The sequence below is a fragment of the Streptomyces sp. NBC_00846 genome (genome assembly GCF_045207325.1).
Taxonomy (GTDB): Bacteria; Actinomycetota; Actinomycetes; order Streptomycetales; family Streptomycetaceae; genus Streptomyces.
Genome location: NZ_CP108847.1, coordinates 180520 through 189702, shown reverse-complemented (window position 1 = coordinate 189702; position 9183 = coordinate 180520). Strand labels below are relative to the sequence as shown.

Here is a 9183-nt window from a genome sequence, read left to right as displayed (position 1 = left end):
GGCCGTTGTCCTTCACGGGATATGTCTGAACGCTGTTCACTTCGGTCCCCCGAATTCCTTCTGGATCAGCTGCAGTACTTCGTCGGCGCTGGCCGCTTGGTCCAGCGCGTCGTCGGCAGCTGTCTCTTCATCGGGGGCATTGCTCTTCCGCCAGTTCGCCAGGAGGGCTTGCAGTCGGCCCGAGACGTCGAACTGTTCGCCCTCGGCTTGTGACAGCGTCAGCAGGGCCGCTTCCAGCCGGTCGATCTCTTCGGCAATCGAGGCCGTCTGCTGTGCTTCGCCGGGGGCGAGTTGTGTGTGGAGGTGGTCGGCGAGGGTGTCGGGGGTCGGGTGGTCGAAGACGAGGGTCGACGGCAACGACAACTCGGTCGCGGCCGAGAGCAGGTTGCGCAGTTCGACCGCCATCAGGGAGTCGAAGCCCAGTTCCCGGAACGCCCGGCCCGGCTCCACGCCCTGCACCCCGGCATGCCCGAGAACGGCAGCGGCCTGCCCCCGCACCAGGTCCAGCAGCATCTGTTGCCGCTGCCCCGCCGGAACCGTCGCAAGTTGTTCCCGCAGGCCCGATGCGGCCGCCTCGCCCAACGACACCGACGACACCTTGGCCGCTTCCGGGAGGTCCGCCAGCAGACGGCTCGCACGCGCCGACGTGAACACCGGAACGAACCGCTCCCAGTCCACATCCGCCACCGTCACATCCGTGTCACCGGACCGGATCGCCTCACCGAACACCCGCAACGCCAGCTCCGCGTCCAGCGGACGCACCCCACCACGCCGCAGCCGCTCCACCACCACACCATCCGCGGCCATACCCTCCTCGGCCCACGGACCCCACGCCACCGACACCGCCGGCAACCCACGCCCACGACGCCACTCCACCCACGCATCCACACACGCATTCGCCGCCGCATAGTTACCCTGCCCGGCACTGCCCACCGAACCCGCCAACGACGAGAACACCACCAACCACTCCACCGGCAGCCCCGCCGTCACCACATCCAGATTCACCAGACCGTCCACCTTCGGCGCCATCACCGACACCAGACGCTCCAGCGACAACCCCTCCAACAAACCGTCATCCAACACACCCGCCGCATGCACAACACCGCTGAGCGGCCACTGTCCGGGAATGCCCGCGACAACCGCCTCAAGTGCCTGCCGGTCCGCCACATCACACGCCGCGACCGTCACCCGCGCACCCAGCCCCGCGAGCTCCTCCACCAGACCCACCGGCGCCACACCACTACGGCTCGTCAGCAGCAGATGCGGCACACCCCGACCCGCCAACCACCGCGCCACCTCGACACCCAACGCACCCGTACCACCCGTGACCAGCACCGTCCCCGACGGACTCGGACACCACGACCCCTCCACCGCCGCGGCAGGCACCGCACGCACCAGACGACGCCCGAACACCCCCGACCCACGGATCGCGACCTGATCCTCCCCACCAGGTGCCGCCAGGACACCCGCGAGACGCGCACCCGCCCGCGCATCCAACACCTCCGGCAGGTCCACCAGACCACCCCAACGGTCCGGAACCTCCAGCGCCGCCACCCGGCCCAGACCCCACACCGCCGCCAGACCCGGATCACCCAACCGATCCGAACCACCCACCGACACCGCACCACGCGTCAACACCCACAACGGCGCATCCACACCAGCCAGCCCCTGCACCACCGACAACGTCTCCGCAACACCCGACGCCACCAGCACCACACCAGCCAAACCGGAAAACCCCGCAACCTCCTCCACCCCGACACCCACCACCGACGCACCCGCAGCAGACAACGCCGCAGACACACCCGGATCCCCAGCACCCACAACCGCCCACACCCCGGACAACACCCGAGACGACGACGCCACACCATCCAACGGCCGCCACATCACCCGATAACGCCACGAGTCCTGGACTTCCTGCATCGGCAACTGCGGCCAGTAGCGTTCGCGCTGGAAGGCGTAGGTGGGCAGGTCGACCGTCCGGCCGTCCCAGCCGCCGAGCACCGCCGTCCAGTCCACCTCGCCACCCATCGCCCACAGGCGGCCGACCGCGGTGAGGGCGGTGTCGGTCTCGTCGCGGTCCTTGCGCAGGACAGGGACGAACACGGCATCGGAGACGGTGTCCTGGGCCATGCCCGACAGGACTCCGTCCGGGCCCAGTTCCACGTATCGCGTCACGCCCAGCGCGTCGAGCGCGGTGACGCCGTCGGCGAAGCGGACCGTGCCACGGACCTGGTTCAGCCAGTACGCGGGCTCCTGCATGGCACCGGGCTCGGCGACGGCTCCGGTCAGGTTGGAGACGAGGGGAATCCGAGCCGGGTGGAACGTCAGTCCGGACAGCACGTTCGCGAACTCGTCCAGCATCGGCTCCATCAGAGCCGAGTGGAACGCGTGCGAAACCGCAAGGTTCCTGACCCTCAGGCCCTGCTCCGCGGACTCGACCGCGTAGCGCTTGATCGCGTCCACGTCGCCGGAGAGCACCACGGACCGGGGCCCGTTGACCGCGGCGATGTCGAGGCCGGAGTCGGCGACGTCGGCCTCGGTGGCCTGGACGGCGAGCATGCCGCCGCCCGCGGGCAGCGCCTGCATCAGCCGGCCACGCTCCGCCACCAGCACACACGCGTCGTCCAGGTCCAGGATGCCCGCCACGTGTGCGGCGCTGATCTCACCCAGCGAGTGGCCAAGCAGCGCATCCGGGGTCACCCCCCACGACTCGACCAGGCGGAACAGTGCGACTTCGAGGGCGAAGAGGCCCGCCTGCGCCCACATCGTGTGGTCCAGGTCGACGCCGTCGCTCAGAACCTCCCGCAGCGGGCGCTCCAGGCGGACGTCGAGCCGGGCGCACACGGTGTCGAACGCTTCCGCGAACACCGGGAACGCCGCATAGAGCCCGAGCCCCATGCCCATGCGCTGCGAGCCCTGGCCGGTGAACAGGAACGCGGTCCGGCCCTCAGCGGCCGTGCCGGCGGCCAGCACATCCCCGCCGGAGGTGAGCACCGCTCGGTGCTCCAGCGCGGCCCGGGTCGTCGCGAGCGACCAGCCGACGTCCACCGGATCCAGCTCCGGCCGCTCCGCCACGAACGATCCCAGCCGCTCCACCTGAGCCCGCAACGCGATCTCGGAGTGCGCCGACACCGGCCACGGGACCAGCCCAGGCGCCTGTCGCGGGGCGGCAACCGGAAGCGGCTCGGGCTCCGGGGCCTGCTCCAGGATGACGTGCGCGTTGGTGCCGCTGATGCCGAACGACGAGACGCCCGCGCGGCGCGGACGGTCCGCCACCGGCCACGGACGTGCCTCCGTCAGCAGTTCCACCGCGCCCGCCGACCAGTCCACCTGCGGCGACGGCTCGTCCACGTGCAGCGTCGCCGGCAGGACGCCGTGCCGCATCGCCATGACCATCTTGATCAGGCCCGCGACACCCGCGGCGGCCTGCGTGTGACCGATGTTCGACTTCACCGACCCCAGCCACAACGGCTCACCGGCTTCGCCGCGCTCCTGGCCGTAGGTCGCCAGCAGCGCCTGCGCCTCGATCGGATCCCCGAGACGCGTACCCGTGCCGTGCGCCTCGACCACGTCGACGTCAGCGGTCGTGAGGTCGGCGTTGGCCAGGGCCTGGCGGATCACCCGCTGCTGCGACGGCCCGTTCGGCGCCGTCAGACCGTTCGACGCACCGTCCTGGTTCACCGCGCTGCCGCGCACCACCGCAAAGATCTTGTGCCCGTTGCGCTCGGCGTCCGACAGCCGCTCCACCAGCAGCAGGCCGACGCCCTCACCCCAGCCCGTGCCGTCGGCCGCTCCCGCGAACGCCTTGCACCGGCCGTCCGACGCCAGACCGTCCTGCCGGTCGAACTCCACGAACGCGCCCGGGGTGACCATGACCGTCACACCACCGGCCAGGGCGAGTTCGCACTCACCGGCCCGCAGTGCCTGCCCCGCCCAGTGCAGCGCGACCAGCGACGACGAACACGCCGTGTCCACCGTCACGGCCGGACCCTCCAGCCCGAAGGCGTACGAGACCCGGCCCGACAGCACCGCCGCCGCGTTCCCCACGGCAGCGTGCCCGTCACCGGTGTCCTGCGACGCCGCGAGGACCTGCCCGTAGTCCTGGCCGTTGGTGCCGGCGAAGACGCCCACGCTGCGGCCGCGCTGCGACCGCGGGTCCATCCCCGCCGACTCGAACGCCTCCCAGGCCGCCTCCAGCAGCAGCCGCTGCTGCGGGTCCATCGCCAGCGCCTCACGCGGCGAGATCCCGAACAACCCGGCATCGAACCGGTCTGCGTCGGCAACGAACGCGCCTACGCCGCCGGGTGCGTCGGCGGGCCAGCCGCGGTCGGCCGGGAACGGCGACATGCCGTCGACTCCGTCGGCGACGAGGTCCCACAATTGGGCGGGCGAGGTGACTCCGCCCGGGAAGCGGCATGCCATGCCCACGATCGCGAGTGGTTCGTCCACCGGCGCGAGCGCCAGGGCCGCCGTCTCGGTCGCCGTCGCGATACCGACGCCGTCACCGGCCAGTTCGGCCGACAGGTGGTCGGCCAGGACCGACGGTGCCGGGTGGTCGAAGACGAGGGTGGCGGGCAGACGCAGCCCGGTCCGCGCGGAGAGCAGGTTGCGCAGTTCGACCGCCATCAGGGAGTCGAAGCCCAGTTCCCGGAACGCCCGGCCCGGCTCCACGCCCTGCACCCCGGCATGCCCGAGAACGGCAGCGGCCTGCCCCCGCACCAAGTCCAGCAGCATCTGTTGCCGCTGCCCCGCCGGAACCGTCGCAAATTGTTCCCGCAGGCCCGACGCGGCCGCCTCGCCCAACGACACCGACGACACCTTGGCCGCTTCCGGGAGGTCCGCCAGCAGACGGCTCGCACGCGCCGACGTGAACACCGGAACGAACCGCTCCCAGTCCACATCCGCCACCGTCACATCCGTGTCACCGGACCGGATCGCCTCACCGAACACCCGCAACGCCAGCTCCGCGTCCAGCGGACGCACCCCACCACGCCGCAGCCGCTCCACCACCACACCATCCGCGGCCATACCCCCCTCGGCCCACGGACCCCACGCCACCGACACCGCCGGCAACCCACGCCCACGACGCCACTCCACCCACGCATCCACACACGCATTCGCCGCCGCATAGTTACCCTGCCCGGCACTGCCCACCGAACCCGCCAACGACGAGAACACCACCAACCACTCCACCGGCAGCCCCGCCGTCACCACATCCAGATTCACCAGACCGTCCACCTTCGGCGCCATCACCGACACCAGACGCTCCAGCGACAACCCCTCCAACAAACCGTCATCCAACACACCCGCCGCATGCACAACACCGCTGAGCGGCCACTGTCCGGGAATGCCCGCGACAACCGCCCCAAGTGCCTGCCGGTCCGCCACATCACACGCCGCGACCGTCACCCGCGCACCCAGCCCCGCGAGCTCCTCCACCAGACCCACCGGCGCCACACCACTACGGCTCGTCAGCAGCAGATGCGGCACACCCCGACCCGCCAACCACCGCGCCACCTCGACACCCAACGCACCCGTACCACCCGTGACCAGCACCGTCCCCGACGGACTCGGACACCACGACCCCTCCACCGCCGCGGCAGGCACCGCACGCACCAGACGACGCCCGAACACCCCCGACCCACGGATCGCGACCTGATCCTCCCCACCAAGTGCCGCCAGGACACCCGCGAAACGCGCACCCGCCCGCGCGTCCAACACCTCCGGCAGGTCCACCAGACCACCCCAACGGTCCGGAACCTCCAGCGCCGCCACCCGGCCCAGACCCCACACCGCCGCCAGACCCGGATCACCCAACCGATCCGAACCACCCACCGACACCGCACCACGCGTCAACACCCACAACGGCGCATCCACACCAGCCAGCCCCTGCACCACCGACAACATCTCCGCAACACCCGACGCCACCAGCACCACACCAGCCAAACCGGACAGCCCCGCAACCTCCTCCACCCCGACACCCACCACCGACGCACCCGCAGCCGACAACGCCGCAGACACACCCGGATCCCCAGCACCCACAACCGCCCACACCCCGGACAACACCCGAGACGACGACGCCACACCATCCAACGGCCGCCACATCACCCGATAACGCCACGCATCGACCGTGGAACGCTCCTGATGACGCCGACGCCACGCGGACAACGCCGGCAACGCCGACTCCAGACCCGCAAGCTCGGACAGGTCCTCACGCTCCACCGCATCCCAGAACGCCGAGTCCAGGCCGTCGCCGGCGGCCGACGTCGCCGACGGCTGCGGCCAGAATCGCTCGCGCTGGAAGGCGTACGTCGGCAGATCGACCACCTGGCCGCCCCAGCCGGCGAACACCATCGTCCAGTCGACCTCGGCCCCAGAGGTCCACAGACGACTCACGGCGGTCAGGACGGTGTCGCTCTCGTCGCGGTCCTTGCGCAGAACGGGGGCGCAGAGCATGTCCTCGGCGCCGGTCTGGGCCATGCCCGACAGCACACCATCGGGGCCGAGTTCCAGGCAGCGGGTCACGCCCATGGCCGCGAGGGCGGTGACGCCCTCGGCGAAGCGGACCGTGCCGCGGACCTGGTTCAGCCAGTACGCGGGCTGCTGCATGGCACCCGGCTCGGCAACGGCGCCGGTCAGGTTCGAGACCACCGGGATACGGGGGGCACGGAACGTCAGGCCGTTCAGGACCGTCGCGAACTCGTCCAGCATCGGCTCCATCAGAGCCGAGTGGAACGCATGCGACACCGACAGGACGTTGAACCGCAGGCCACGCTCTGCGCATTCGACGGCGTAGCGCTCCACCGCGTCCAGTTCACCCGACAGCACAACGGAGTTCGGGCCGTTCACGGCCGCGACGTCCAGACCGGAGTCGGCGACCTCGGCCTCGGTCGCCTGAACAGCGAGCATCCCGCCACCCGCGGGCAGCGCCTGCATCAGCCGGCCCCGCTCCGCCACCAGCACACACGCATCGTCCAGGTCGAGGATCCCCGCGACATGCGCCGCACTGATCTCGCCCAGCGAGTGCCCCAGCAGCACATCCGGGGTCACGCCCCACGACTCCACCAGCCGGAACAGCGCCACCTCAAGGGCGAACAGCCCCGCCTGCGCCCAGCCGGTCCGGTCCAGGTCGACGCCGTCGGTCAGAACTTCCCGCAGCGGGCGCTCCAGCCGGACGTCCAGCCGCGCGCACACCGCGTCGAACGCCTCCGCGAACACCGGGAACGCCCCATACAGACCCAGCCCCATCCCCGCACGCTGCGAACCCTGGCCCGTGAACAGGAACGCGGTCCGCCCCTCAGCGGACGTGCCGGTCGCCAGCACATCCCCGCCGGCCGCCAGCACTACACGGTGCTCCAGCGCGGCACGGGTCGTCGCGAGCGACCAGCCGACGTCCACCGGATCCAGTTCCGGCCGCTCCGCCACGAACGACGTCAGCCGCTCCACCTGCGCCCGCAGCGCCGGCTCGGACTTCGCCGACACCACCCACGGCACCGGAGCAGGAAGCCCGGAACGCGTCGGTACCGGGGCCGCCGCGACGGCCCGTGCGGTGGGAGGCGCCTCCAGGATGACGTGGGCGTTGGTGCCGCTGATGCCGAACGACGAGACGCCCGCGCGCCGCGGACGGTCCGCCACCGGCCACGGACGCGCCTCCGTCAGCAACTCCACCGCACCCGCCGACCAGTCCACCTGCGGCGACGGCTCGTCCACATGCAACGTCGCCGGCAGCACACCGTGCCGCAGCGCCATCACCATCTTGATCACACCCGCGACACCCGCGGCCGCCTGCGTGTGACCGATGTTCGACTTCACCGACCCCAGCCACAACGGCTCACGGGCCTCGCCCCGCTCCTGACCGTACGTCGCCAGCAGCGCCTGCGCCTCGATCGGATCCCCGAGACGCGTACCCGTCCCGTGCGCCTCGACGACATCGACATCCGCCGCCGCCACGCGCGCATTCGCCAGCGCCTGACGGATCACCCGCTGCTGCGAAGGCCCGTTCGGCGCCGTCAAACCGTTCGACGCACCGTCCTGGTTCACCGCACTGCCCCGCACCACCGCCAGCACCTGGTGCCCATGGCGCTCCGCGTCCGACAACCGCTCGACCAGCAGCAGGCCCACGCCCTCGGACATGCCCGTGCCGTCGGCTGCTCCCGCGAAGGACTTGCAGCGGCCGTCCGAAGCGAGGTTGCCCTGCCGGTCGAACTCGGTGAAGATGCCGGGCGTCGCCAGGACCGTCACACCGCCGGCGAGGGCCAGCGAGCATTCGCCGGCGCGCAGTGCCTGGACCGCCGAGTGCAGGGCGACCAGGGACGAGGAGCACGCGGTGTCGACCGTGATCGCCGGTCCTTCGAGGCCGAAGGCGTACGCCACTCGGCCGGAGAGGACACTGCCGGCGTTTCCGGTGCCGAGGAAGGCCTCGACGCCTTCCGGAACGCGGCCCATGCTCGCGGCGTAGTCGTGGTACATCACGCCCGCGTAGATGCCGGTGGCGCTGCCGCGCAGGGACGTCGGATCGATGCCCGCCGACTCGAATGTCTCCCAGGCGGTTTCCAGCAGCAGTCGCTGCTGGGGGTCCATGGCCAGGGCCTCGCGCGGGGAGATGCCGAAGAGGTCGGCGTCGAACCGGTCCGCGTCGTGGACGAACCCGCCGACGGGTGCGAACGGCGCGCCGCGCAGGGCTTCGGCCCAGCCCCGGTCCGCCGGGAACGGGGACATGGCGTCACCGGTGCCGGCCACCAGTTCCCACAGCTCGTCCGCGGAGGAGATCCCCCCTGGGAGGCGGCAGGCCATGCCCACGATCGCGATCGGCTCGTCGGAGGTGGCGACGGCGGTCGGCGACACGGTGTCGGGCCGGGTTCCGGTGACCTGGCCGCGAAGGTGGTCGGCGAGGGCGAGTGCGGTGGGGTGGTCGAACACGAGCGTGGCCGGCAGACGCAGGCCGGTCGCCGCCTGGAGGCGGTTGCGCAGGCGGACGGCGAGGAGGGAGTCGAAGCCGAGGTCCTTGAAGGGGCGACCGGGCTCGACGTCCTGCGGTCCCGCGTGCCCGAGGACCGCGGCGATCTCGGTGCGAACGAGGTCGAGGACGGCCCGGGTCCGTTCGGCCTCGGGGAGTTCGGCCAGTCGACGCGTCCACGTGGCGGCTTCGGCCACGTCGGCGGCACGGCGCAGTCGGCGGCGGGT

The 9183-nt window shown here is 71.4% G+C and carries 1 protein-coding gene (only partly in view); it reads right to left on the bottom strand.

Going from position 1 to position 9183, the window contains the following annotated elements; translation table 11 throughout:
- Positions 1–36: 36 nt before the first annotated feature.
- Positions 37–9183, bottom strand: the end of a protein-coding gene (locus tag OG936_RS38390) for a type I polyketide synthase (protein ID WP_331755245.1). Its footprint extends 23946 nt past the window's final position; the window shows 9147 of its 33093 coding nt (coding positions 23947–33093); its start codon lies beyond the right edge, outside the window; the stop codon is at positions 37–39.